Source organism: Mesorhizobium sp. M0189 (assembly GCF_040322135.1).
Taxonomy (GTDB): domain Bacteria; phylum Pseudomonadota; class Alphaproteobacteria; order Rhizobiales; family Rhizobiaceae; genus Mesorhizobium.
The window spans coordinates 120,396-144,729 of sequence record NZ_JAMYSW010000011.1; the positions used below are offsets into that span (position 1 = coordinate 120,396).

23 protein-coding genes are annotated in these 24,334 nt (G+C 62.9%); 22 read left to right on the top strand and 1 reads right to left on the bottom strand.

Features of this window, described 5'->3' with window-relative positions; all coding sequences use genetic code 11:
• Positions 1 to 2 precede the first annotated feature (2 nt).
• From NKJ09_RS20335 to trmB, 13 genes are all read left to right on the top strand, one after another.
• Complete coding sequence (locus NKJ09_RS20335; protein WP_352493765.1) at positions 3 to 1,109, top strand: DUF1513 domain-containing protein; 1,107 nt, start codon at positions 3 to 5, stop codon at positions 1,107 to 1,109.
• 160 nt (positions 1,110 to 1,269) lie between these two features.
• Positions 1,270 to 1,947 (top strand): tRNA (adenosine(37)-N6)-threonylcarbamoyltransferase complex dimerization subunit type 1 TsaB, encoded by a 678-nt coding sequence (tsaB, locus tag NKJ09_RS20340; protein ID WP_352493766.1) that lies wholly within the window; start codon positions 1,270 to 1,272, stop codon positions 1,945 to 1,947.
• Positions 1,947 to 2,441, top strand: coding sequence for a ribosomal protein S18-alanine N-acetyltransferase (rimI, locus tag NKJ09_RS20345; RefSeq protein WP_352493767.1), 495 nt, complete (start codon positions 1,947 to 1,949; stop codon positions 2,439 to 2,441). Before tsaB ends, rimI begins: the two co-directional genes overlap by 1 nt.
• Before the next feature lie 21 nt (positions 2,442 to 2,462).
• On the top strand, positions 2,463 to 3,263 hold the full coding sequence (olsA, locus tag NKJ09_RS20350; RefSeq protein WP_023719575.1) for a lyso-ornithine lipid O-acyltransferase: 801 nt from the start codon (positions 2,463 to 2,465) through the stop codon (positions 3,261 to 3,263).
• Positions 3,264 to 3,326: 63 nt separating this feature from the next.
• Complete coding sequence (miaB, locus tag NKJ09_RS20355; protein WP_352483244.1) at positions 3,327 to 4,736, top strand: tRNA (N6-isopentenyl adenosine(37)-C2)-methylthiotransferase MiaB; 1,410 nt, start codon at positions 3,327 to 3,329, stop codon at positions 4,734 to 4,736.
• An 83-nt stretch (positions 4,737 to 4,819) separates the two neighbouring features.
• Positions 4,820 to 5,812 (top strand): PhoH family protein, encoded by a 993-nt coding sequence (locus tag NKJ09_RS20360; protein ID WP_023719573.1) that lies wholly within the window; start codon positions 4,820 to 4,822, stop codon positions 5,810 to 5,812.
• Positions 5,813 to 5,829: 17 nt separating this feature from the next.
• Positions 5,830 to 6,327 (top strand): rRNA maturation RNase YbeY, encoded by a 498-nt coding sequence (gene ybeY / locus NKJ09_RS20365; protein ID WP_352483242.1) that lies wholly within the window; start codon positions 5,830 to 5,832, stop codon positions 6,325 to 6,327.
• A gap of 28 nt (positions 6,328 to 6,355) precedes the next feature.
• On the top strand, positions 6,356 to 7,429 hold the full coding sequence (locus NKJ09_RS20370) for a hemolysin family protein (protein WP_352483241.1): 1,074 nt from the start codon (positions 6,356 to 6,358) through the stop codon (positions 7,427 to 7,429).
• Positions 7,430 to 7,446: 17 nt separating this feature from the next.
• On the top strand, positions 7,447 to 7,917 hold the full coding sequence (locus NKJ09_RS20375; RefSeq protein ID WP_352493768.1) for a VOC family protein: 471 nt from the start codon (positions 7,447 to 7,449) through the stop codon (positions 7,915 to 7,917).
• 93 nt (positions 7,918 to 8,010) lie between these two features.
• A complete protein-coding gene (lnt, locus tag NKJ09_RS20380; RefSeq protein ID WP_352493769.1) occupies positions 8,011 to 9,597 on the top strand; it encodes an apolipoprotein N-acyltransferase in 1,587 nt (528 codons plus the stop codon).
• Between the two features lie 137 nt (positions 9,598 to 9,734).
• Positions 9,735 to 10,154 carry a helix-turn-helix domain-containing protein gene (locus NKJ09_RS20385; RefSeq protein ID WP_352493770.1) on the top strand — a complete coding sequence of 140 codons (420 nt, stop codon included), beginning with the start codon at positions 9,735 to 9,737 and terminating at the stop codon, positions 10,152 to 10,154.
• A 300-nt stretch (positions 10,155 to 10,454) separates the two neighbouring features.
• Positions 10,455 to 11,744, top strand: coding sequence for a methionine adenosyltransferase (gene metK / locus NKJ09_RS20390; RefSeq protein WP_023719567.1), 1,290 nt, complete (start codon positions 10,455 to 10,457; stop codon positions 11,742 to 11,744).
• Between the two features lie 11 nt (positions 11,745 to 11,755).
• Positions 11,756 to 12,457 (top strand): tRNA (guanine(46)-N(7))-methyltransferase TrmB, encoded by a 702-nt coding sequence (gene trmB, locus NKJ09_RS20395; protein WP_352493771.1) that lies wholly within the window; start codon positions 11,756 to 11,758, stop codon positions 12,455 to 12,457.
• Positions 12,458 to 12,503: 46 nt separating this feature from the next.
• Here the strand turns inward: trmB and NKJ09_RS20400 are convergent, their stop codons facing one another.
• Complete coding sequence (locus tag NKJ09_RS20400; RefSeq protein ID WP_023719565.1) at positions 12,504 to 12,668, bottom strand: hypothetical protein; 165 nt, start codon at positions 12,666 to 12,668, stop codon at positions 12,504 to 12,506.
• Positions 12,669 to 12,951: 283 nt separating this feature from the next.
• Here NKJ09_RS20400 and rimP point away from each other — a divergent pair, with 283 nt between their 5' ends.
• The 9 genes from rimP (at position 12,952) to pnp (ending at position 24,244) form a co-directional block, all read left to right on the top strand.
• The gene (rimP, locus tag NKJ09_RS20405; protein WP_023719564.1) at positions 12,952 to 13,584 is read left to right on the top strand and encodes a ribosome maturation factor RimP; all 633 of its coding nucleotides are present in this window, start codon (positions 12,952 to 12,954) and stop codon (positions 13,582 to 13,584) included.
• A gap of 46 nt (positions 13,585 to 13,630) precedes the next feature.
• The gene (nusA, locus tag NKJ09_RS20410; protein ID WP_352493772.1) at positions 13,631 to 15,226 is read left to right on the top strand and encodes a transcription termination factor NusA; all 1,596 of its coding nucleotides are present in this window, start codon (positions 13,631 to 13,633) and stop codon (positions 15,224 to 15,226) included.
• Positions 15,227 to 15,264: 38 nt separating this feature from the next.
• Complete coding sequence (locus NKJ09_RS20415) at positions 15,265 to 15,915, top strand: RNA-binding protein (protein WP_023719562.1); 651 nt, start codon at positions 15,265 to 15,267, stop codon at positions 15,913 to 15,915.
• The gene (infB, locus tag NKJ09_RS20420) at positions 15,912 to 18,479 is read left to right on the top strand and encodes a translation initiation factor IF-2 (protein WP_352641440.1); all 2,568 of its coding nucleotides are present in this window, start codon (positions 15,912 to 15,914) and stop codon (positions 18,477 to 18,479) included. Before NKJ09_RS20415 ends, infB begins: the two co-directional genes overlap by 4 nt.
• Before the next feature lie 124 nt (positions 18,480 to 18,603).
• On the top strand, positions 18,604 to 19,035 hold the full coding sequence (gene rbfA, locus NKJ09_RS20425; RefSeq protein WP_352493773.1) for a 30S ribosome-binding factor RbfA: 432 nt from the start codon (positions 18,604 to 18,606) through the stop codon (positions 19,033 to 19,035).
• Positions 19,035 to 19,994, top strand: coding sequence for a tRNA pseudouridine(55) synthase TruB (truB, locus tag NKJ09_RS20430; protein ID WP_352493774.1), 960 nt, complete (start codon positions 19,035 to 19,037; stop codon positions 19,992 to 19,994). Before rbfA ends, truB begins: the two co-directional genes overlap by 1 nt.
• Positions 19,995 to 20,140: 146 nt before the next feature.
• On the top strand, positions 20,141 to 21,235 hold the full coding sequence (corA, locus tag NKJ09_RS20435; protein ID WP_023719558.1) for a magnesium/cobalt transporter CorA: 1,095 nt from the start codon (positions 20,141 to 20,143) through the stop codon (positions 21,233 to 21,235).
• A gap of 140 nt (positions 21,236 to 21,375) precedes the next feature.
• A complete protein-coding gene (rpsO, locus tag NKJ09_RS20440; RefSeq protein ID WP_280940423.1) occupies positions 21,376 to 21,687 on the top strand; it encodes a 30S ribosomal protein S15 in 312 nt (103 codons plus the stop codon).
• A gap of 409 nt (positions 21,688 to 22,096) precedes the next feature.
• Positions 22,097 to 24,244 (top strand): polyribonucleotide nucleotidyltransferase, encoded by a 2,148-nt coding sequence (pnp, locus tag NKJ09_RS20445; RefSeq protein ID WP_023719557.1) that lies wholly within the window; start codon positions 22,097 to 22,099, stop codon positions 24,242 to 24,244.
• The last annotated feature ends 90 nt before the right edge of the window (positions 24,245 to 24,334 follow it).

The following is a 24,334-nucleotide window of genomic DNA, read 5'->3' on the forward strand; positions in this document are numbered from 1 at the left end:
TCATGAGGACGCCGCTGATCGATCGGCGCGATTTCCTGAGGGCCGCAGGCGCTGGTTTCGTAGCGGCGATGGCGCCGTCGGCCTGGGCAAAGACACTCGACGCCGACGCGGTCTTCGCCACCGCTTTCGTCAAGCGCGACGGCAGCTATGGCGTGGCCGTCCTGTCCAAGGCCGGCAAGTTGTTGCACACGATCGATCTGCCCGATCGGGGCCACGACGTTACTTTCGACCCGGTGTCGAAGCGGTCGGTGGTGTTTGCCAGGCAGCCGGGCACCTTTGCTGTCGTCTTCGACCATACCGGCCGCGATGAACCGCAGACCATTGCCAGCGTTGCCGGCCGACATTTCTTCGGCCATGGCGTGTTCTCGGCCGACGGCACGCTGCTCTACGCCACCGAGAACGATTTCGACAATGCCGCCGGCGTGGTCGGCGTCTATGACGCGCATGCGAAATTCAAGCGCATCGGCGAGTTCCCGACCTACGGCATGGGCCCACACGAGCTTTTGCTGCTTTCCAATGGCAGGACGATTGCTGTGGCTAATGGCGGCATCGAGACGCATCCGGACTATGGCCGCGCAGAGCTCAATATCGCAACGATGAAGCCGTCCTATGTTCTGGTCGACCGCCTTACCGGCGATCTCACCGAAAAGCACGAATTGCCGCCGGCGCTGCACCAACTGTCGATCCGCCATATGGATGCCGACCGGTCCGGCACCGTCTGGTTCGGCTGTCAATACAGGGGGCCGGGTACCGATCGTCCCCCGCTGGTCGGCCGCGCGCCGCGCGGCAAGGACTTGCAATTGCTCGACATGTCGCAAGACGTGCTCTCCGGCTTCAGGAACTATATCGGCTCGGTCGCCGCCAACCCTGCCGCCGGCACCATCGCCGTGTCTTCGCCTGAGGGGAATTCGCTTGCCGTGATCGACACCGCCAGCAGCCGCATCGTCGCTACCAAGGCGCTGGTCGAGGTCTGTGGCGTGGCGCCCGATGGGAAAAGCTTCATGGCGACGACGGGCGCCGGCGAAATTGTCGAGGGCGGTGGCACGATCCGTTCCGAGCCGGACTATGTCTGGGACAATCACGTGCTGCGTATCGAGCAGATCGGCTAATCCTGGCAACGGTTTGTGGCAGTTGCGTTCGTCGAAACTTACCTTCTTGGACCCACACTCCAAGCAAGTCGCCTGAAGATTTGTGGATATTCCCCTTGCGGGGATCAGCCCTGGCGGGCAGAGGGAGGCTGCTTTCGAAACTGTCTCAACCGGGCGCTTCATGAAGTTGCTTGCCATCGACTGTGCCGCCAATCTCTGCGCCGCCTGCGTCTACGACGCGGCGGCCGGGAAAGAACTCGGCCGTTCGGTGCTCGATCTCGGCAAGGGTCATGCCGAGCATCTGATGGGTGTCATCGAGGGGGCGTTGAAGGCGGCCGGAACGGACTTTACCGGCCTCGGCGCCATTGCCGTTGCGACCGGTCCGGGCTCCTTCACCGGTCTGCGCGTCGGCGTCTCGGCGGCGCGCGGCCTTGCGCTGGCGCTGAAAATCCCCGCGATCGGCGTGACGACTCTGGAGGCGTTGGCCGCAGAGGCCGCAGCGATATTTCCCCGCCGCGCCGTGCTCGCCGCGCTCGATGCAGGCCGCGAGGAGATCCATGCGGCGCTTTACGATGAGAGGTCGGTTCTGATCTATGGTCCGGCTGTGACCACGCTCTCGCAAGCCGCAGCCATGGCGACCGACATCTCTCCGGTTCTGGCGGGCACGGCGGTAACCCAAATTGCCGCGGCGGCCGGGCGCAGCTTCGATCTCGGCGGGACGGCGGCCACCGCCGACATCGCCGTCTATGCCCATCGGGCCGCAGCCAAGGGCGAGGGCGAAAAGCCGAAACCGCTCTATCTGCGCGGCGCCGACGCCAAGCCGCAGGCCGGCTTTGTTTTGTCGAGGCAAAAAAACTGATGCGCATTCCGTTCCTCCAGCCGCGCCGCAGGAACTATGCGCTCGAGCCGCTGACAATTGCCGACAGCGCGGCCATGTCGGTGCTGCATCGCGAGGATTTCGCGCGGCCGTGGACCGACGACGAATTCGCCGCACTGCTCGAGCAGGACACCGTGTTCGGCTATGCCGCGCGCGAGACCGGACAGGGCGCCAAGCCGCCGGTCGGCTTCGTGCTGGCGCGGCTGGCGGCCGGCGAGGGGGAGGTCCTGACGGTCGCGGTGGCACGCTCGCATCGGCGCCGGGGGCTCGGCTGGCAATTGATGGATGCGGTGCTGCGCGAATTGCACGCACAGCGCGCCGAGGCACTTTTCCTCGAGGTCGACGAGACCAACGTCGCTGCGATCGCGCTCTATCGGCGGCTTGGCTTCCGCGAGGTCGGCAAGCGCGCCAACTATTACAAATCGCCGGAACACGGCCCGACCGGCGCGCTTGTCATGCGCCGCGATCTTCGCTAGCCAAACGCCGGGGTGGTGCGGATGATCGGAAAAATCAGGATTTTCCTGGCGCTGGGGCTGGTTGTCGTCGGCTCATTGGTGCTTGTGCCGCTGCAGGTCCTGTCGATGAGGACCGGGCTCTGGCGCGAGACCTTCATCCTGAAGATCTGGCACAGGATGATCGTGAGGGCGCTGGGGCTGCGCATCCATGTCAAGGGGGCGCTGTCCGGCCAGCGCCCATTGCTGATTGCCGCCAACCACATCTCCTGGACCGACATCATGGTACTGGGGTCGATGGTCGACGTGACGTTCATCGCCAGGGCCGACATGGCCGGCTGGCCGTTGATCGGCATGCTGTCGAAGCTGCAGCGCACTGTCTTCATCGAACGTGAGCGCAAACGTTCGTCGGGCGACCAGGCGAGCGAGATCGCCGGCCGCATGGCCAAGGGCGACGCCATGGTGCTGTTTGCCGAAGGCTCGACCGGCGACGGCAACATGATCCTGCCGTTCAAGAGTACGCTGTTCGGCGCCGCTACAATGGCGATTGCGGAAGGGGCGGCCGAACAGGTCTTCATCCAGCCGGTGGCGATCGTCTATACGCGCCTGCATGGCGTGCCGCTCGGCCGCCGGCATCGGCCGGTTGCCGCCTGGATCGGCGATGAAGAGCTGATGCCGCATCTGAAGGTGCTGATGGCCGAGGGCGCCCTCGACGTCGAGGTGCATTTTGGCGAGGCGATTGCTTTCTCCAAGGGCTCCAGCCGCAAGGAAACGGCAAAGCAGATGGAACGCCAGGTGCGCGAGATGGTACAGGCGGCTCTCGCCGAACCGCGCCCAAGCCGGTAAGCCGCGCAGGTTCCGGCCAGATTCGTCTGTTTTTTGTCAGGGAAAGGCGCTAGAAGCCGCGAAATGGAATTGAACACGATAGAACGCGACGACATCGGCGCTGCCGCCGAAAACCTAGTCGTTCTGCCTGCCGCGACCAGAAAGGTCTTCGTCAAGACCTATGGCTGCCAGATGAACGTCTACGATTCGCAGCGCATGACCGATGCGCTGGCGGCCGACGGCTATGCCGCGACAGACGTTATCGGCGAGGCCGATCTGGTGCTGCTCAACACCTGCCACATCCGCGAGAAAGCGGCGGAAAAAGTCTATTCGGAACTTGGGCGCATCCGTGAGTTGAAGGCGGAACGTGCTAAGGCCGGGCGCGAAATGCTGGTCGGCGTCGCCGGCTGCGTGGCACAGGCCGAGGGTGCCGAGATCATCCGCCGCTCGCCGGCCGTCGATCTGGTCATCGGCCCGCAGACCTACCACCGGCTGCCCGGTGTGCTGGCGAGGGCGCGGAGCGGCGAAAAGATCGTCGAGACCGACTATGCCGTCGAGGACAAGTTCGAGCATCTGCCGCAGCCGAAGCGCGCCGAACTGATCAGGCGCGGCGTGACGGCGTTCTTGACCGTTCAGGAAGGCTGCGACAAGTTCTGCACCTTCTGTGTCGTGCCCTACACACGCGGCTCGGAAGTCTCGCGGCCGGTGGCACAGATCGTCGCCGAGGCCGAGCGCCTGGCGGATGCCGGCGTGCGCGAGGTGACGCTGCTCGGCCAGAACGTCAATGCCTGGCATGGAAGAGGTGAAAACGGCGCAGAATGGGGCCTTGGCCGGCTGCTGTTCAGGCTGGCCGAGATTCCGGGCCTGGCGCGTCTGCGTTACACAACCAGTCATCCGCGCGACATGGACGATGAATTGATCGCCGCCCATCGTGATTTGCCTACGCTGATGCCCTATCTACATTTACCGGTGCAATCCGGCTCCGACCGCATACTCAAGGCGATGAACCGCAGACATATGGCCAAGGACTATCTGACGTTGATCGACCGCATCCGTGCCGCACGGAACGACATTGCGCTGTCGGGCGATTTTATCGTCGGCTTTCCCGGCGAGACGGAAGCCGATTTCGAGGCGACCATGCAGTTGGTCCAAGACGTCAACTATGCCTCGGCCTTTTCGTTCAAATATTCGCTGCGCCCCGGCACGCCGGGCGCCGAGATGAGTGATCACGTGCCGGAGGCCGTCAAGGACGAGCGCCTGCAGCGGCTGCAGGCGCTACTGCTGAAACAGCAGCAGGATTTCGGCGCAAGCCTGATCGGCAGGACCATCGACACGCTGATCGAAAAGCCGGGCCGCCAGGCCGGTCAGAAGGTTGGCCGCTCGCCCTGGCTGCAGCCGGTTATTGTTGATGAAATGGCCGGCGAAATCGGTGACATTATCCAGGTACGAATCACGAAGACGGGCTACAACAGCCTGTTCGCCGAATTGGCCTGAAGGTCTCGGCAGATGAGGAGAGACGGTTGAGCGCTGCTGAAGTGAAGAACCTGCCCCAGAACCTACCCTCGGGGGCCTCGGATATGGCGCACATCGTACTGACTTTCGACAACAACAAGCTTGCCAGCGCCCTTTACGGCCAATTCGACGAGAATCTGGCCAGACTCGAGCAGAAGCTCGGCGTCGACATCCGCTCGCGCGGCAATCAATTGACCATCAAAGGCTCTTCCTCGGCGGCCGAGCAGGCACGCCGCGCCTTGGACAATCTTTACGGAATTCTGCAGAAAGGCACCGATATCGGCCAGTCCGATGTCGACGGCGCTGTGCGCATGGCGATCGCCGCCGACGACCAACTGACGCTGCCGACACTGGAGCGCAAGGGCAAGGTGTCTGCCGCCCAGATATCGACGCGCAAGAAGACGATCTATGCCCGCTCGCTGAACCAGGACGCCTATATGCGCGCGCTGGAGCGGTCGGAACTCGTCTTCGGCATCGGCCCGGCCGGCACCGGAAAGACCTATCTGGCGGTGGCACATGCGGCAATGCTGCTCGAACGCGGCATGGTCGAACGCATCGTGCTGTCGCGCCCCGCGGTCGAGGCCGGCGAACGGCTTGGCTTTCTGCCGGGTGACATGAAGGAGAAGGTCGATCCTTATCTGCGGCCGCTCTATGACGCGCTCTACGACATGATGCCGGCCGACAAGGTCGAGCGGGCGATTGCCGCCGAGGTCATCGAGATCGCGCCGCTGGCGTTCATGCGCGGCCGTACGCTGGCGCACGCTGCCGTCATCCTCGACGAGGCGCAGAACACCACGCCCATGCAGATGAAGATGTTCCTGACCCGGCTCGGCGAGAACTCGCGCATGATCGTCACCGGCGATCCGACCCAGATCGATCTGCCGCCAAACACCAAGTCCGGCCTGGTCGAGGCGCTGAGAATCCTCGACGGCGTCACCGGCATGGTGACGGTCCGCTTCAACGAAGGCGACGTCGTCAGGCATCCGCTGGTCGCCGAGATCGTCAAGGCCTACGACCGCGACGGCAAGCTGGCCAGGGGCTTGGGTGTCGAAGGCTGATATGATTATGCGGCCGCATGGCTGAGGAGCAAAAGGCGGGGGGGCCGCTTCCCGTCGAGATCGATATCGCGATCGAGGCCGGAGATTGGCCCGCCGAGACGACGCTGACGCGGCTGGTCGACCATGCCGTCTCGGCCGCCTTTGCCGAAACCGGTGCGGACGGGCGTTCCGAGCTCAGCATCCTCTTTTCCGACGATGCCCATATCCGCACGCTCAATGCCGGCTGGCGCGGCAAGGACAAGCCGACCAACGTCCTGTCTTTTCCGGCTTTTCCGTTTGCCCGGGGCGGGCCGCTGCCGCCGATGCTCGGCGACATCGTGCTGGCCGCCGAGACGGTCGCGCGCGAGGCGGCACTGGAAGACAAGCCGGTCGAGGACCATATCTCCCATCTCGTTATCCATGGCCTGCTGCATTTGCTGGGCTACGATCACGAAACCGACGCCGAAGCGGAACTGATGGAAGCGACAGAGCGCGCAGCACTTGCGAGGCTTGCCATTCCCGATCCCTACACGTAATTACAAAAGATCAATTGACCGGACGATGATGAACGACAAACCAGAGACTGCCGCCCGCCCCGATGCCGGCAGTGCGATCAAGCCTTCCGAAACGACGGAAGAGGGCTCGAGTCCGAGTACCACGACCGGCAGCTTCGCCAGCGAGGCATCGCCTGCCGGTCCTTCCCTGTTCGATCGCGTGCTCGGGCTTTTCAGGCACCGCAACGGCACCAGCCTGCGCGAGGAGATTGCCGGTGCGCTTGCCGAAACGGCGAGCGATGCGGAATCCTTCTCGCCCGGCGAACGCGCCATGCTCAACAATATCCTGCGTCTGCGCGAAGTGCGCGTCGAGGACGTCATGGTGCCGCGCGCCGACATCGAGGCGGTCGAGATCACCACGAAGCTGGGTGATCTTCTGGGGCTCTTCGAACAGTCCGGCCATTCCCGCATGCCGGTCTATTCGGAGACGCTCGACGACCCGCGCGGCATGGTCCATATCCGCGACGTGCTGGCGCACATCACCAAGGTCGCCCGCGTCCGAAAGGGCAGGACGACCAGGAAAACCGCGGTCGCAACGGTTCTCGATCTCGCCCAGGTCGATCTGGCGCGCACCATCGGCGATCTCAACCTGATCCGACCGGTGCTGTTCGTGCCGCCGTCGATGCTCGCCTCCGACCTGATGGGGCGGATGCAGACGACGCGCACCCAGATGGCGCTGGTCATCGACGAATATGGCGGCACCGACGGCCTCGTCTCGCTCGAGGATATCGTCGAGATGGTGGTCGGCGACATCGAGGACGAGCACGACGACGACGAGCCGATGATCACCCAGGCCGGCGAAGGCGTCTTCATCGTCGACGGCAAGGCCGAGATCGACGATGTCGCCAAGATGATCGGCGAGGATTTCGCCGCCGGCGAGCACGGCGAATATGTCGACACGATCGGCGGCATGATCTTCAACACGCTTGGCCGGGTGCCGGCGCGCGGCGAAGTGGTGCAGGCCATACCCGGCTTCGAGTTCCATGTGCTCGACGCCGACCCACGCCGCGTCAAGCGCGTGCGCATAGTCGAAACCCTGAAGGGCGAGCGCCGCCGCCGCGCCGCCCGCACCGAGCAGGCTTGAAAGACGCGGCTCGCCCGATGCCGATTGAGGACCCGTTCAAGCACTCGACACTGGGCTCCGGCGTCTTCTACCAGGATCCGCGGGCCGCATTGACATGGCTTGAAAAGGCTTTCGGCTTCGAGCCGAGCATGGTGGTCAGCGATACCGATGGCAGGCTCGTCCATTCCGAGATGCGGTTCGGCGACGGCTATATCATCATCGATTCCGAATGGGCCGACCATATAGCCAGCCCGGCTTCAGTTGCAGGCAAGAACACGCAGTCGGTCTATGCGTGCCTCAAGGACGGGATAGATGCCCACTGTGATCGTGCAAGGGCGGCGGGAGCCGAGATCGTCGAGGAGCCTGCCGACCAGTTCTACTGTGAACGGCAGTACAGGGCGCGCGATCCTGAAGGCCATGTCTGGACCTTTTCCCAGACTGTCCGCTCCGTCCCACGCGAAGAGGCTGAGCGGCTGGGCGGACTGAAGATCGAAGGCTGGCATCGATAGCTATGAGCGGACTTGTTCGCTCTTATCCGGTTTGGAGCCAAGGCCGCGGCCTGATAAATCTTGCTTCCTGATTCGCACGACTCGGAAGCATAGATGGAGCGCCAGGCCGGCCGGATAATTCTGCTTTGGGGCTGGCGGCGCGCGCTGGTGGCGTTTCTTGCCGGCGCGCTGGCGGTTCTCGCTCAGGCGCCTTACGATTTCTTCGCCGTCTGTTTCGTTTCGTTCCCGCTGCTGGTGTGGCTTCTCGATGGCGCGACCGGCGAAGCCTCGGACGGTTTTCTGCGACGCTTGCTGCCGGCTTTCGCCATCGGCTGGTGGTTCGGTTTCGGCTACTTTCTTGCCGGTCTGTGGTGGGTTGGCTCGGCGCTTCTGGTCGAGGCCGACAGCTTCGCCTGGGCCTTGCCGTTCGCGGTGGTTGGCATCCCCCTCGCGCTGGCCTTCTTCTATGGCTTCGCCGCCGTGGTTGCCCGGCTGTTGTGGAGCAATGACATCGGCCGCATCGCCGCGCTCGCCTTCGGCTTTGCGCTGGCGGAATGGTTGCGCGGCTTCCTGTTCACCGGCTTTCCCTGGAATGCCGTCGGCTATGCGGCGATGCCGGTGCCTTTGCTGATGCAGAGCGTGTCGGTGACCGGCATGATCGGCATGAATGCGCTTGCAGTCTTCGTCTTTGCACTGCCGGCCCTGCTTGCGGCGCGCCGGCATCTTCGCCTCGGCGTGGCATTGCTTGTCGTTCTGGTCGTTGCCCATGCCGGCTTCGGCTATATCAGGCTCGCCGCCCCCGAAAAGCCGGCCGCCCGCAGCCTCGACGTCCGTATCGTGCAGCCTGCCGTCGACCTCACGGAAAAATGGGATGCCTCGGTGCGTGACCGCATCTTCGCCACCATGATGGGGCTTTCGGCCAAAGCGCCGGAACCCGGCCATGACAGGCCGCAATTGATCCTGTGGCCGGAGACCTCCGTGCCGTTTCTGTTCACCGAACGTCCGGATGCCTTGCCTGCCATCGGAGAGATGCTCGGCGATGGCCAGATGCTGGTCGCCGGCGTCGTTCGCGAGGAAGGCGGCTCGGCGACCGGAAGCCGTTACTACAACTCGGTCGTGGCGATCGACGAAAGGGGCGAAATCGTCGATGCCGTCGACAAGGTTCATCTGGTACCGTTTGGTGAATACCTGCCTTTCGCCGATCTGCTCGGCCGCTTCGGGCTTGAGCAGCTTGTCGCCGGCCCAATGACCTTCGCGGCCGGCAATGAGCGGCACCCGATCACGCTGCCCGGCGGCATCCGGGCGCTGCCGTTTATTTGCTATGAGGTCATCTTTCCCGATCTGGTCGCGGTTGACGCTACGTCAGCCGAGCTTATTGTGAACGTCACCAATGACGCCTGGTTCGGCGACACGCCAGGGCCGTACCAGCACTTCAGGCAGGCGCAGATCCGGGCGGTGGAGAATGGGGTGCCCCTGTTGCGCGCGGCCAATAACGGCATTTCGGCCGTTGTCGACCCGCAAGGACGCATCGTCGACGCGCTGGCTATCGACGCACGCGGCGCCATCGATGTGCGTGTGCCGATCTCCAACCAAGCCATCGTTTCCTCCGGCCAACGACGCATTAACGGAATGCTGATCATGTTTTTGCTTGCCGTTGCGGCATGCATTTTGAACGTAAGGCAAAGGCTACGGGCGAATTGACAGCCGACACATTAGAAACTCATACTGTAAGCGCCTGAAAATTCTCGAAGTCGATAAGGTCGTTCTGTTGGGGCACGGGCCGCGGCGTCGTTTGGGCAGCAAAATAGAAAAAGCCGGAAAAATTCGGCGAGGAAAAAATGACAGAAGAAAACAAGAAAAAGCCGAATCCGATCGACATCCACGTCGGAAGCCGCATCCGGCTTCGCCGCAATATGCTGGGAATGAGTCAGGAAAAACTGGGCGAAAACCTCGGCATAACGTTCCAGCAGATCCAAAAGTACGAAAAAGGCACCAATCGCGTCGGCGCCAGTCGTTTGCAGGCAATCGCCTCGATACTCGGCGTTCCCGTCGCCTTCTTTTTCGAGGATGCGCCCGGTCAGGAGGCCGTGGGCAACCGTGGATTTGCCGAGGATGCGTCGATGACCTCCGCCGTCGAATTCTGCGGCAGCCCGGAAGGCCTCCAGCTGAACCGCGCCTTCGTCAAGATCGCCGACGTGAAAGTGCGTCGCAAGATCATCGAGCTTGTGAAGTCGCTCTCCGCCGACGAGGTCGATTGACTGGCCGTAGCCGGGCATGCAATTTCTCGTGGCTGAGTGCACCGTGGGATGTGCATTCCGCAGATGCGCCGACGCGCGGATCGATTTTGCTCGACATGCTTCCACGAAACCGTTCTCTTCAGCCTGTGAGTGCAAGAGATGAGGGTAGTGCGCCCTGCCGCCGTCTTCTGGACGCAAAGATAATAACGTCAAAATTCATGCCAGAACGGCTGCACGACTTGACGAGCGGCGCCCGGCACCGTTAACAACTGGCGCGCCAAAATCGGCGGCCTGCCGATATTTTTTCAAGAGGGGACACCCGTGACGCGGCACAATTATTTCTTCACCTCGGAATCCGTTGCCGAGGGCCATCCCGACAAGGTCTGCGATCGTATCTCCGACGAGATTGTCGATCTCGTCTACCGCGAGGCTAGAAAGACCGGCATGGACCCGTGGAAAGTCCGCGTCGCCTGCGAGACGCTCGCGACGACCAATCGCGTTGTCATCGCCGGTGAAGTGCGCGTCCCCGAGACGCTGCTCAAGAAGGACAAGGAGGGCAACGTCCTGAAGGATGCGGCCGGTCATCCGATTGTCAACCCGGCCAAGTTCAAGTCGGTCGCCCGCAAGGCAATCCGCGAAATCGGCTACGAGCAGGCCGGCTTCCACTGGAAGACGGCCAAGATCGAGGTCCTGCTGCACGGCCAATCACCGGATATCGGCCAAGGCGTCGACAACGCTTCCGACCGGCAAGGCGAGGAAGGAGCCGGCGACCAGGGCATCATGTTTGGCTATGCCTGCCGCGAAACGCCGGACCTGATGCCGGCGCCGATCTATTACAGCCACAAGATCCTCGAATTGCTGGCCGCTGCGCGCCATGAGGGCAGCGGTGATGCCGGCAGGCTCGGGCCGGATGCCAAGAGCCAGGTGACAGTCCGCTATGTCGACGGCAAAGCGGCGGAAGTGACGCAGATCGTGCTGTCGACCCAACATCTCGATGAGACGTGGGATTCGAAGAAGGTGCGCAACGTCGTCGAGCCCTATATCCGCGAAGCACTAGGCGACCTGAAGATCGCCGACAATTGCAATTGGTACATCAACCCGACTGGCAAGTTCGTCATCGGCGGACCTGACGGCGACGCCGGCCTGACCGGCCGCAAGATCATCGTCGACACCTATGGTGGGGCTGCGCCCCATGGCGGCGGCGCCTTCTCCGGCAAGGACACCACCAAGGTCGACCGCTCGGCCGCCTATGCGGCGCGCTATCTCGCCAAGAACGTGGTTGCCGCGAAGCTTGCCGATCGCTGCACTATCCAGCTTTCCTATGCGATCGGTGTCGCCCAGCCGCTGTCGATCTACGTCGACCTCCACGGCACCGGCAAGGTCGACGAGGCAAAGCTCGAGCGTGCACTGCGCACTGTGATGGACCTATCGCCGTCCGGCATCCGCCGCCACCTCGATCTCAACAAGCCGATCTATGCCAAGACGTCGTCCTACGGCCATTTTGGCCGCAAGGCCGGCCGCGACGGATCCTTCTCCTGGGAGAAGACCGATCTCGCCAAGGCGCTCAAGGACGCTCTCGCCGAACCGGTCGCCGAAGCAGTCGCCGCCTAACAACGGCGCCTATGGACCCGAAGGACCGGCCAAGCCGTGCGACCGAGGCGTTTTTCGGTCGCCGGCGCGGCAAGACCATCCGACCGCAGCAGGCGGCGGCGCTGGAGAGCGGCTTCGCCGCCTACAGGCTCGATCTGACGGTTGAACCGCCAGCCGATCTGCGCAGCCTTTTCGAAGCCGAAGTTTCCGCTGTCCAGCTCGAAATCGGTTTTGGCGGCGGCGAACATCTTCTGCACCGTGCCACGGCCAGCCAGGCGACCGGCTTTATCGGCGTCGAGCCTTTCGTCAACGGCATGGCCAAGATGATGATGGCGGTCCGGGAGCGGCCGCTTGCTAATCTGCGCGTCTATGACGACGACGCCACACGCCTGCTTGACTGGCTGCCGCAGGCTTCGCTTGACGGCATCGACCTTCTCTACCCGGATCCGTGGCCGAAGAAGAAGCACTGGAAGCGGCGCTTCGTCAGCCCGGTCAATCTCGACCGCTTCGCGCGCGTCTTGAAGCACGGCGGAAAGTTCCACTTTGCGTCAGACATCGACAGCTATGTGAACTGGACGCTGCTGCATTGCCGGGCGCATGGCGCCTTCACGTGGCAGGCAAACGAAGCAGCCGACTGGCGTCGGCCCTATGATGGCTGGCCGGGGACGCGCTATGAGGCCAAGGCCATTCGCGAGGGCCGACGGCCCGCCTATCTCACCTTTGTGCGGAAATAGCAGGAAGTCCGAGCTGAGCGGCCGAAGGCTCTCCTGTTCACTTGGCTTAGAAGCGGCGGATTTTATCGAAGGCTGCCGGCTCCATGCCCAGATTGCGCAGATCATTCGCACGCGGCTTGCGACCGTTTTCCACAGCACGCGACGCTGCTACGGCGCTGCCAAACACGCTAAAAAAGTCGCCTATGGCTGAAAAAAATCCACGATTGTTCATGATCGGATCCTTCCGAGCGTAGTGAGCGCTCCAATTGTGCAATGCAACATAGATAGTCGTGCGTTGCCGGTGCTCAAAGGAGGATTACTGCATGGGCGCCATGCATTTGGCGCAGCGCTGCGGACTCGGAGCCTTGCCGTCATGCACGACGGGCTTGAAACGACGGCCACGATCGTCTATATCAGCTTCAAATTCTTGGTCGGTATGACGAAGAGTGGGTCCACCCGGTCCCGCTCTTTTTTATTACCTGCCGGCCAAGCAGGAATCGAACGACAGGGACCGAATGACAGTGACGGCAAGCGAAGGCGACGACCGCATCATCCGCGAAAGCGGCATCGATGCGCGCATCGCCCTGATCGTTCAGCCGGTACTGCGCGCCATCGGTTTCCGCTTGGTACGTGTGCATCTGTCGGGCCAGAACGGGCTGACGCTGCAGATCATGGCCGAGCGCGAGGACGGCACGATGACTGTCGAGGATTGTGAAGAGGTCAGCCGGGCAGTATCGCCGGCGCTCGATGTCGATGATCCGATCGAGAAGGCTTATCATCTCGAAGTGTCGTCGCCGGGCATCGACAGGCCGCTGGTCCGCAAATCGGACTTTGCAGCCTGGACCGGCCATCTGGTGAAGATGGAAACGTCGGTTCTCGTCGCCGACCGCAAGCGCTTCAAGGGCAAGATCGCCGAAAGCGACGCGGACGGTGTGCTGATCGAGCGCGACAAGGCCGCTTACGGCGAGGAGCCGACGGTGCGTGTTCCCTACGATGCGATTGCCGAAGCGCGGCTGGTTCTGACCGATGATCTTATCCGCGATGCGCTGTCGAAGGATAACCGGGCGCGCAAGGAAGCCAGAAAACGCCGCGGCGAACCCGAAGACGCACCAGAGGGTGCGGAAGACGAAACCGAACAGGAAATGTGATTGGGCTGCCGGCCGTAAGGTCGGCAACAAGCTCGGGAGAAAGAAGATGGTTGTAAGCGCCAACAGGCTTGAACTGCTGCAGATCGCCGATGCGGTCGCGCGTGAAAAGTCGATCGACAAGTCGATCGTCATCGCCGCTATGGCCGATGCGATCCAGAAGGCCGCGCGCTCGCGCTACGGCCAGGAAACCAATATCCGGGCCGATATCAATCCGAATACCGGCGAGATGAAGCTGCAGCGGCTGATGGAAGTGGTCGAGAAGGTCGACGACTACGCGACGCAGATTGCCATTTCCTCGGCGCGCGAGCGCAATCCGGACGCCCAGCTCGGCGATTTCATCGCCGAACAGCTGCCGCCGATGGATTTCGGCCGCATCGCCGCCCAGTCGGCCAAGCAGGTCATCGTGCAGAAGGTGCGCGAGGCCGAGCGCGACCGGCAATATGACGAGTACAAGGACCGTATCGGCGAGATCGTCAACGGCACCGTCAAGCGTGTCGAATACGGCAACGTCATCGTCGATCTCGGCCGCGGCGAGGCGATTATCCGCCGGGACGAGCTGATCCCGCGCGAAAACTATAAATATGGCGATCGCGTCCGCGCCTACGTCTATGACGTGCGCCGCGAACAACGCGGCCCGCAGATATTCCTGTCGCGCACCCATCCGCAGTTCATGGCGAAACTGTTCACCATGGAAGTGCCGGAAATCTACGACGGTATCATCGAGATCAAGTCGGTCGCCCGCGATCCGGGTTCGCGCGCCAAGATCGCTGTCATCTCCCGTGACAGCTCCATCGATCCGGTCGGTGCCTGCGTCGGCATGCGCGGCAGCCGCGTCCAGGCGGTCGTCGGCGAATTGCAGGGCGAGAAGATCGACATCATTCCGTGGTCGCCCTCGGCCGCGTCCTTCATCGTCAATGCATTGCAGCCGGCGGAAGTCGCCAAGGTCGTGCTCGACGAGGATGCCGAGCGCATCGAGGTCGTCGTCCCCGACGACCAGCTGTCGCTGGCCATCGGTCGCCGCGGCCAGAACGTCCGTCTTGCCTCGCAGCTCACCGGCTGGGATATCGACATCCTGACCGAGCAGGAAGAGAGCGAACGGCGCCAGAAGGAATTCGTTGAACGGTCGTCGCTGTTCATGGAAGCCCTCGACGTCGACGAGATGGTCGGCCAGGTGCTCGCTTCCGAAGGCTTCACCAGCGTCGAGGAGGTCGCGTATGTCGATTCCGGCGAAATCGCGTCGATCGACGGCTTCGACGAGGACACGGCTTCGGAGATCCAGACCCGCGCCCGCGAATATCTGGAGAAGATCGAAGCCGAGCATGACGAGAAGCGCAAGGCGCTCGGCGTTGAGGACGAGCTGCGCGAGATTCCCGGCATCACCACCGCCATGATGGTGACGCTCGGCGAGGACGGCGTGAAGACGATCGAGGATTTCGCCGGCTACGCCGCCGACGACCTGACCGGCTGGAAGGAACGCAAGGACGGCGAGACGAAGGTATTCCCGGGTGTGCTCGCCAACCACGGCGTGTCGCGCGCCGATGCCGAGCAAATGGTCTTGGCCGCTCGCCTGAAGGCTGGCTGGATCACCGAAGACGAGCTTGCCGCCGAGGGCGTGCCGGCTGACGAAACCGTCGGTGCGTGAGGTGAAACCGCATCGCACCGAACCCGCCCTTGGACGAGATGAACGATCGCACCTGCATCGTCACCCGCAGGCAAGCCGAACCGGATGAGCTGATCCGTTTCGTCGTCGGCCCGGATTCGGCCGTCGTTCCGGACATCAAGAGAAACCTGCCCGGCCGCGGTTGCTGGGTGACCGCCGACCGCCTACATATAGACAAGGCAGCGGCGAAAAACCTGTTTGCCCGTGCTTTTAAGGCGCAGGTGACCGTGCCAGCCGATCTTGGCGGCATGGTCGACGCGCTGCTTTCCAGGTCCGCTCTGGGCATGCTTGGCCTGGCCCGCAAGGCGGGCGCCATAGCGCTCGGAGCGACTAAGGTCGAGAGCGCCGTGCGCGGCGGACTTGCACTTTTCGTGCTCCACGCGACCGAGGCTTCCGACGATGGCGTCCGCAAGATAAGCCAGGCGCGACGGGCAACCGTCCACCTCGGCGGGCCTGCGATCCGCGCTTACAAACTTTTCTCCGAGGCCGAGTTGAGCTTGGCATTGGGGGGTACAAATGTGATACATGCTGCCGTTCTCGCGGGAGACGCGGGCAGGGCGGTCCAGAAGCGCATGGTTGCGCTCGACCGATATCGGGGCGGTTCCCCGGACGATCTGGCAATGCTTGCGGCCGTTGCTGACGAAGATGATGCCGCAGAGGATATGGAATGAGCGATACGAAATCGGGCGACGACAAGACGCTGAGTGTTACGCCGAAGAAGACCTTGACGCTGAAGCGCCCCGGTATGGAACAGGGCACGGTGCGCCAGAACTTCTCGCACGGCCGCACCAAATCGGTGGTTGTCGAGACCAAGAAGCGCAAGTTCTCGCTGCCCGGCGACAAGCCGGAGCCGGCGGCAGCGCCTGTGTCCGTCTTCACGCCGAAGCCGGTCGCGGCAGCGCCTGCCGTGCAGGAAGCCCCCAAGGCGCCGCCGCCTCCGCCGCCGGTCGAACGCGGCGGCATGGTGCTGAACGAGTTGTCGCGCCAGGAAATGGAAGCACGCCGCCGCGCTCTCGAGGGCTCGAAGGTCCGTGACGTCGAGGATCGCCAACGCGCCATCGAGGAGGCCAAGCGCCGCAGCGAGGACGAGGAGCGCCGCCGCCGCGAGCGCGAGGAATCGGCTCGCCGTCAGGCCGAGGAAGAGGCACGGCTGCAAGCCGAGGCTGAATCCCGCCGCCGTGCCGAGGAAGAGGCACGCCGCCGTGCGCCGCTGGCCGCCGAACTGGCGACAGTCGATGACGAGGAAGAGGTCAAGCCGAAGCGGACCGGTGCCGGCGCACCAGTGCGCCGTCTGGTCACGCCCGAAGTGGCGCGTCCGGCCAAACCGACCAAGGGCGAGGAAGACCGCCGCCGCGGCAAGCTGACGCTGAATTCGGCGCTTTCCGACGAGGATGCGCGCGCCCGCTCGCTGTCGTCGATGCGCCGCCGTCAGGAGAAATTCAAGCGCGCGTTGCATAATGAGCCACGCGAGAAAGTCATGCGTGAAGTGATCCTGCCCGAAACCATCACCATCCAGGAGCTGGCGCAGCGCATGTCCGAGCGCGCTGTCGACGTGGTCAAGTTCTTCATGAAGCAGGGCCAGATCCTGAAGCCTGGCGACGTCATCGACGCCGACACGGCCGAACTCGTCGCGACCGAATTTGGCCACACGGTCCGCCGCGTCGCCGAGTCCGACATCGAAGAGGGCTTGTTCAACATCGCCGATCGTCCCGAGGACCTGCAGCCGCGTCCGCCGGTGGTAACCATCATGGGCCATGTCGATCACGGCAAGACCTCGTTGCTCGATGCCATCCGAAATGCCAACGTGGTGTCCGGCGAAGCCGGTGGCATTACGCAGCATATCGGCGCCTATCAGGTCGAGAAGAACGGTAACAAGATTACCTTCATCGACACGCCCGGCCACGCCGCCTTCACGGCGATGCGTGCCCGCGGTGCCCAGGCGACCGATATCGCCATCCTGGTGGTGGCGGCCGATGACAGCGTGATGCCGCAGACGATCGAATCGATCAACCACGCCAAGGCGGCCGGCGTTCCGATCATCGTGGCGATCAACAAGATCGACAAGCACGACGCCGACCCGCAGAAGGTGCGCTCGGAACTGCTGCGCCATGAGGTGTTCGTCGAATCCATGGGCGGCGAGGTGCTGGATGTCGAGGTGTCGGCGACCAAGGGCATCAATCTCGACAAGTTGCTCGAAGCGATCCTGCTGCAGGCCGAAATCCTCGACCTGAAGGCCAATCCGGACCGCACCGCCGAAGGCGTTGTCATCGAAGCCCAGCTCGACAAGGGCCGCGGCCCAGTCGCAACCGTGCTGGTGCAGACCGGCACGCTGATGCCGGGCGACATTCTCGTCGCCGGCAACGAGTGGGGCCGGGTGCGCGCGCTGGTCAACGATCGCGGCGATCAGGTCAAGGAAGCGCCGCCGGCAATGCCGGTGGAAGTCCTCGGTCTGCAAGGTACGCCGCTGGCCGGCGACCGCTTCGCCGTTGTCAACAACGAAGCCCGCGCCCGCGAGATCACCGAATATCGCCAACGTCTGGCGCGCGAGAAGGCGGTGGCCAGGCATGCCGGCCAGCGCGGCTCGCTTGAACAGATGATGTCGCAATTGCAGACCAGCGGATTGAAGGAATTCCCGCTGGTCATCAAGGGCGACGTGCAGGGCTCGATCGAGGCGATCAACGCGGCGCTCGACAATCTCGGCACCGACGAGGTGCGCGCCCCCATCGTCCATGCGGGCGCCGGCGGCATCACCGAAAGCGACGTGTCGCTGGCGGAGACCTCGGGGGCTGCGATCATCGGCTTCAACGTTCGTGCCAATGTGCAGGCGCGTGCGGCCGCGGCTGCGGCAGGCATCGAGATCCGCTACTATTCGATCATCTACAATCTCGTCGATGACGTTAAGGCGGCGCTCTCCGGCCTGCTATCACCGGAGCGTCGCGAGACCTTCATCGGCAATGCCGAGATCCTCGAGATCTTCGACATCACCAAGGTCGGCAAGATCGCCGGCTGCCGTGTCACCGAAGGCAAGGTCGAGCGTGGTGCGGGCGTGCGCCTGATCCGCGACAACGTCGTCATCCACGAAGGCACGCTGAAGACCCTGAAGCGCTTCAAGGACGAGGTTTCGGAAGTTCCGGGCGGTCAGGAATGCGGCATGGCCTTCCAGAACTACGAGGACATGCGCGTCGGTGACGTCATCGAGTGCTTCCGCGTCGAGATGGTAACCAGGACGCTCTGAGTTCGAGCGTCTTGAGTTCGAGCATCTATTGAGACCGGGCGGTGGTCGAAAGGCCGCCGCCCAAACCATATGAGACATGTGGCGCGGTCCCATCCCGCGCTTCACGATTTCAGGACCGAGGAAAATGCCCCGTTCGACCCCGTCAGGCCCATCCCAGCGCATGCTGCGAGTCGGAGAGCAGGTGCGCCATGCGCTATCCGAAACCTTGCAGCGCGGCGATATCCTCGATCCGCTGATCGAGAACACAGTGGTCTCGGTCTCCGAAGTGCGCATGTCGCCCGATCTGAAGATCGCCACCGCCTTCGTCTCGCCGCTCGGCGCCAAGGATGCCGGTGCGGTGGTCGAAGCGCTCAACAAGCATGCCAAGTTCGTCCGCGGCCGCGTCTCCGGCGCGCTGCGGCAGATGAAGTACATGCCGGAATTCCGCTTCCGGCTCGATACCAGCTACGATAATTTCCAGAAGATCAACGAATTGCTGCACTCGCCCGAAGTGGCGCGCGATCTCAGCGCCGACGACAAAGACAAAGACAAAGACGACCGGAAGGACAGCGAATAGTGGCGCGTCGCGGCAAGAAGAAGGGCCGGCCGATCTCGGGCTGGCTGGTACTGGACAAGCCGGTCGGCATGGGCTCGACCGAAGCCGTCTCCAAGATCAAATGGCTGTTCCTGGCGGAAAAGGCCGGCCATGCCGGCACGCTCGACCCGCTGGCGTCGGGCATGCTGCCGATCGCGCTTGGCGAGGCGACGAAGACTGTGCCTTACGTCCAGGACGGCGCCAAGGTCTACCGCTTCACCGTCGCCTGGGGCGAGGAGCGTTCGACCGACGACCTCGAAGGCGCGGCGACCAAAAGCTCAGACCTCCGTCCGGCGGAATCCGAAGTGCTGGCGCTGCTTTCGAAATATACCGGCGTGATCATGCAGACACCGCCGCAATTCTCAGCGATCAAGATCGCCGGCGAGCGCGCCTACGACCTTGCCCGCGACGGCGAGACGGTCGACATTCCGGCACGCGAGGTCGAGATCGGCCGGCTCGACCTGGTCGAGCACATGGCCGATCGCACCATCTTCGAGGTCGAATGCGGCAAGGGCACCTATGTCCGCTCGCTGGCGCGCGACATGGGGCGCGACCTTGGCTGTTTTGGTCACATCGCCGAGCTGCGGCGGGTCGAGGTCGAGCCGTTCACGCAGGAAGATTTCGTCACCTTGGCCGAGCTGGAGGCCGCCCGCTTCGGCGAACAGAGCGAGGACGCTTCGCAAGCAGCGGACGCGCCGATCGACTTCGGTGCCATCGATGCACTTCTGGTCGACACCGCCGCGGCGCTCGAATGCTTGCCGCAGGTTGCGATCAGCGACGATGCGGCAACCAAAATCCGCCTCGGCAATCCGGTCATCATTCGCGGCCGTGACGCGCCGGTAGAAGCTGAGGAGGCCTGCGCCACCGCGCGCGGCAAGCTGGTCGCCATCGGCGCCATCGAGCAAGGCATGTTCAAGCCAAAGCGGGTCTTTGTCGGGTAACAGCTGTCGCCCGGCGCATGATCTCCAAACCGGATTCTATTTTGGGAAAGGATCATGCGCTAAATCAACAGGGCTACGGCGTCGTTTGTCGTCCGAAAAGATGCGCTGTGCTGTAGTGCCGTTCGACGCTGCACTCGAGGGGGCACATGGCAAAGGCTGACACGGTCAACAAGCGAGCGGCGCTCAAAACACGGCGGCCACCGGTCGGGGCTTCGCCGGGCACGCTGATCGCCGACCCGGCGGCGCGCCGCTCCGAGCTCAGGCTGACATTGATCTCGCCTGAGAAGTTCAAGACGATCGACAATGCCAGCATCGACGACGTCAACACTCATTGCCACAATTGGCCGATCATCTGGCTCGACTGCACCGGCCTCGCCAACATCCAGCTGATCGAGGAGATCGGCGGGATCTTCAACCTGCATCCGCTGGCGCTGGAAGATGTCGTCAACACCGGTCAGCGGCCCAAGGTGGATTTCTTCGAGGACCATGCCTTTGTCGTCGTCAGGATGATCGACGATGTCACCGCCCATCGTTACGAACAGATCGCCGTCTTCTTCGGCAAGAACTTCGTCGTCACCTTCCAGGAGCGCGAAGGCGACCCGTTCGATCCCGTGCGCAAGCGGATCGCGAGCTCGGTGCCCAACCGCTTGCGCTCGCGCGGCGCCGACTATCTCGCCTATGCTTTGATCGACGCCATCGTCGACAGCTATTTCCCGCCGATCGAGGCTGCCGGCGAATTGGTCGACAGCATCGAGGACCAGATGCTGAACCAGGCGCACAAGCACCAGATGCGGCAGCTTCACGAATTGCGGCGCGACGCCAATGTGCTGAAGGGCGTGCTTTGGCCGATGCGCGACGCGCTGGCGACCATGATCCGCAACGACGTCTCTTATGTGAAGGCCGAAACCAAATTATTCCTGAACGACACGCTGGATCATTCGCTGCGATTGATCGAACTGGTCGAAACCCAGCGCGATATGCTGACCGGCCTGATCGAGATGCACCTGTCGCTCAGCCAGGCGCGCACCAACGACGTCATCAGCTATTTGACCATCGTCTCGGTGATCTTCATGCCGCTCACCTTTCTCGTCGGCGTATGGGGCATGAATTTCGACCCCGACACCTCGCCCTGGAACATGCCGGAGCTGAAAGCCTATTACGGCTATCCCCTGTCGCTCGTCTTCATGGCGATTGTTGCGGTCGGGCTCTACGCATACTTCAAATGGAAGAAATGGCTCTGACCATGCGGAAGTGCCCGTTTATGCAGCAAAAAGCCGGCTTGTGAATTGGGCTGGCCTTTTTGTCGGAATTGCACTATATGCGCCGCAGCTTCGCGCTTTGACGCGTTGCTTGCACCGGCCCCTGCTGGACGACATCCCGGCTGAGGGCGTCCCGTTTCCTCAAACAGACAAGGAAAAACACGATGTCGATTACTGCCGAACGCAAGAAGGAATTGATGGGCGAATTCGCAACCGCCAAGGGCGATACCGGGTCTCCGGAAGTCCAGGTGGCCATCCTTTCCGAGCGCATCAAGAACCTGACCGATCATTTCAAGGACCACAAGAAGGATAACCATTCCCGCCGTGGCCTGCTCGCTCTCGTTTCCCAGCGCCGCAGCCTGCTTGATTATCTCAAGCGCAAGGACGACGCGCGCTATCAGACGCTGATCGAGAAGCTCGGTCTGCGCCGTTGACGAATTGACCGGCGGGTTCTTTCGAGAGCCCGCCGGTCGCGCATTGGAGCATCGGATCATCCAAGGCTCCAATGAAGAAAGCAGAGCGCCGCGCACCGGTTTGGATGCGCAAAGGACGCTCTGAAGTTTTAGATTTGCGCAGGATACTTTCCGAAAACCTGGTTTTCGGGTTCACGCGCAAGGCCAGTCGGATCGATTGGCCAACCCGGTTTCGAAACAGCAGAGGGCCACTCGAAACCGCCCATGGACGGTCATGGGGCAGGATTGCAGGACGCTCGCGCGGCAAATGCGCCGAATAGCCGAGCTTCCCGTTGTCTTGCCCGTGGCTGCCCGAGAAAGGAAGCCAAGGGAAAGGGGCATCCGCGCACGCTGCAACGGCGCGGCCCTTTCCGCATACGAAGGACAAGATATGTTCAATTACCACAAAGTGGAAATCGAATGGGGCGGCCGTCCGCTCATTCTCGAAACCGGCAAGATCGCACGTCAGGCTGACGGCGCGGTGCTGGCCACCTATGGCGAAACCAAGGTTCTCGCCACCGTCGTCTCGATGAAAGAGCCGAAGCCCGGCCTCGATTTCTTTCCCCTGACGGTCAACTACCAGGAAAAGACTTACGCCGCCGGCAAGATCCCGGGTGGCTATTTCAAGCGTGAAGGCCGTCCGAGCGAGAAGGAAACGCTGGTTTCCCGCCTGATTGACCGCCCGATCCGCCCGCTCTTCGCCGAAGGCTACAAGAACGACACCCAGATCGTTGTCACCGTCGTCCAGCACGATCTCGAAAATGATCCGGACATCCTGTCGATCGTCGCCACCTCCGCCGCACTGACCTTGTCCGGCGTGCCGTTCATGGGCCCGGTTGGTGGCGCCCGCGTTGGCTACATTAACGGCGAATACGTGCTCAACCCGCATGTCGACGAGATGCAGGAATCGAAGCTCGACCTGGTCGTCGCCGGCACCGCCGACGCCGTGCTGATGGTCGAGTCCGAAGCCAAGGAACTCGGCGAGGATCTGATGCTCGGCGCCGTGATGTTCGGCCACAGGGGCTTCCAGCCGGTGATCGACGCGATCATCAAGCTGGCCGAAGTCGCCGCCAAGGACCCGCGCGATTTCACCGCGCCGGACTATTCCGCGCTTGAAGCCGAGATGCTCAAGATCGTCGAAGGCGAGCTTCGCGATGCCTACAAGATCACCGACAAGCAGAAGCGCTATGCCGCCGTCGACGCCGTCAAGGCGAAGGTCAAGGCCGCGTTTGCGCCGGCAGAAGGCGAAGAGGCCAAATACACGTCCGAACAGATCGGCACCGTGTTCAAGGAACTCCAGGCCAAGGTCGTGCGCTGGAACATCCTCGACACCGGCTCGCGCATCGACGGCCGCGACCTGAAGACGGTCCGCAAGATCGTCTCGGAAGTCGGCGTCCTGCCGCGCACACACGGCTCGGCGCTGTTCACTCGCGGCGAGACCCAGGCGCTGGTCGTCGCCACGCTCGGCACCGGCGAGGACGAGCAGTATGTCGATTCGCTGACCGGCATGTACAAGGAGAAGTTCCTCCTGCACTACAATTTCCCTCCCTATTCGGTCGGTGAAACGGGCCGTATGGGTTCGCCCGGCCGCCGCGAAATCGGCCACGGCAAGCTCGCCTGGCGCGCCATCCGGCCGATGCTGCCGACCGCCGACCAGTTCCCCTATACGTTGCGCGTCGTTTCGGAGATCACCGAGTCCAACGGCTCGTCCTCGATGGCTACCGTCTGCGGCACCTCGCTGGCGCTGATGGATGCCGGTGTGCCGCTGGCCAAGCCGGTCGCCGGCATTGCGATGGGCCTGATCAAGGAAGGCGAGCGCTTCGCCGTGCTCTCCGATATCCTCGGCGACGAGGACCACCTCGGCGACATGGATTTCAAGGTTGCCGGCACCGCCTACGGCATCACCTCGCTGCAGATGGACATCAAGATCGAGGGCATCACCGAAGAGATCATGAAGATCGCCCTCGACCAGGCCAAGGATGGCCGTCAGCACATTCTCGGCGAAATGGCCCATGCGCTGTCCGGCGCGCGTGCCGAGCTCGGCGAGTTCGCGCCGCGCATCGAGGTCATGCACATCCCGACCGACAAGATCCGCGACGTGATCGGCTCGGGCGGCAAGGTCATCCGCGAGATCGTCGAAAAGACCGGCGCCAAGATCAACATCGAGGATGACGGCACGGTCAAGATCGCTTCGGCCAACGCCAAGGAAATCGAGGCGGCGAAGAAGTGGATCCACACCATCGTCGCCGAGCCGGAAGTCGGTGAAATCTACGAAGGCACGGTCGTCAAGACCGCCGACTTCGGCGCTTTCGTCAACTTCTTCGGTCCGCGTGACGGCCTCGTCCACATCTCGCAGCTCGCCAATGATCGCGTCGCCAAGACCTCCGATGTGGTCAAGGAAGGCGACAAGGTCTGGGTCAAGCTGATGGGCTTCGACGAGCGCGGCAAGGTCCGCCTGTCGATGAAGGTCGTCGACCAGGCCACCGGCAAGGAAATCGCCCGCGATAAGAAGAGCGAAGGCGAAGAAAACGCCGCCTAAGCGGGGTTGCGTTCCGTCGAACGCATAAAGCAATCGAAGCGGGCGCGCCGGAAGGTCGCGCCCGTTTGCATTTCAACAACAGCCTTGCAG